Origin of the sequence: Nostoc flagelliforme FACHB-838 (genome assembly GCF_014698065.1) — a bacterium.
In the GTDB taxonomy this organism is placed as follows: Bacteria; Cyanobacteriota; Cyanobacteriia; order Cyanobacteriales; family Nostocaceae; genus Nostoc; species Nostoc flagelliforme_B.
Genome location: NZ_JACJSI010000710.1, coordinates 1 through 1670, shown reverse-complemented (window position 1 = coordinate 1670; position 1670 = coordinate 1). Strand labels below are relative to the sequence as shown.

General features: G+C 39.5%; 1 protein-coding gene. It reads left to right on the top strand.

What is annotated here, in order from left to right; genetic code table 11:
• The first annotated feature begins 151 nt into the window (after positions 1–151).
• The gene (locus tag H6G97_RS51005; RefSeq protein WP_242056218.1) at positions 152–1630 is read left to right on the top strand and encodes an NF041680 family putative transposase; all 1479 of its coding nucleotides are present in this window, start codon (positions 152–154) and stop codon (positions 1628–1630) included.
• Positions 1631–1670 lie beyond the last annotated feature (40 nt).

Here is a 1670-nt window from a genome sequence, read left to right as displayed (position 1 = left end):
TTGGACTTTGGACAAAAAGAAGTAGTTCGCGGAAACAATACGAACAAGCGAATAATTAATCTTGTTTATAGTTACCAGAAGAAAAAAAGCATAGCCACCAGATCCCCAACGAGTAGTAATATCAACTACAAAGTATGATTGGGAAATACTGATGAGTATGCCGAAGTTTAATAACAATAAATTAATAGCGCAATTTCAGGATTTTAGACAAAAAATTTACAACTGTTTTGAATCATGTAGTGATGCCTGTATGGATTTGTTGGATGCTATTGCGGGTAATACGGGAGCCAATTCAATTGCTGAGTTATCTTTAAGCCCCTTGTTTCTAAGAAGCTATAACTCTATTTATAAAGCAATTGAAAAATCATTTAATACAATTAGTCAGGAGATGAACAATCAAGAAGAAGGAGAAGGAGAAGGAAAAGAAAAACCAAATAACTTAATTAGGGTGGTGTCTGATTTAATTAAGCAACCACAACAACGCCCTTTTTACTTATTTGCAATGGATACAACACCACATCCGCGTCCTTACGCGAGGACTTTAGCTGAACGTGGGTATATTTACCAGCCAAATACTATCAAGGGTAACAAACCTATTAATATTGGTCATTCTTATTCGATACTTTCTATCTTACCAGAGAAAGAAACTGCGAATGCGGTCCCCTGGTCAATACCAATATCAGGAGAAAGGGTATCACTTGATAAAACTGGTGTTGATGTGGGTAGTGAACAAATTTCCGAAGCGATGTCTGATTCATCACTGCCCTGGCAGGAAAAATTGTGCGTCTTAGTAGCAGATAGCGCCTATAGTCAGCGTTCATTTCTGTTTGAACAGTCCAAACACAAAAATTTGGTAGTGATAGCCAGAGTTCGTAGTAATCGAATTTTCTACCAATCTCCACCTGTTGATGAGTCAAAGAAAAAACGTGGTTGTCCAAAAAAATACGGTGAACGGTTTAATTTAGCTGATGTTGAAACTTGGCACTCTCCCGACGAGAGAACACAAATTCAACAGACAACCTGTAAGGGTCGTCTTTTAAACATCACCATACTCGCTTGGCATCAAATGTTGATGAGGGGAACCAAGCACCAAAAAATGTACCGTCATCCTTTTACGCTGCTGAGGATTCATGTGACTGATGATACTAATCAATCTCTCTGGAAACCAATGTGGTTAATTGTCATCGGCGACCAACGTGGAGAAATCTCACCTACAGTTGCAAACCATTGCTATAGACAAAGGTTTGATATTGAGCACATGCTGCGATTTAGCAAGCAGCGTTTGTTGATGACGGAGTTTCAAACTCCAGATGTTGAACACGAGCAAAATTGGATACGTTTAGTAATGCTTGCTTACGCACAACTTTGGGCGGCAAAAGATTTAGCAACACACTTACCTAGACCCTGGGAGCGTTATTTAAAACCTCAAAGCGATACAATCATGACTCCCAGTACTGTGCAACGCGATTTTCCGAGAATTATTTCAGAGATTGGTACACCCGCTCGTTCTCCCAAAACCCGAGGAAATTCAAGCGGTCGAGTTCAAGGTCAGACTCAAACCCAACGTACTAAGCATCCTGTTATCAAGAAGTTGTCAAAATCAACACCTAGTAAACAAAAAGCTGCGTAAATTTCCTTAGGTTTTAGGCGTTTAACTTCAGTTGGACTCA

What these genes read in the sequence shown, in the direction of transcription:
- H6G97_RS51005 (WP_242056218.1), top strand. Translation starts at nt 152, where the DNA reads ATGAGTATGCCGAAGTTTAATAACAATAAATTAATAGCGCAATTTCAG.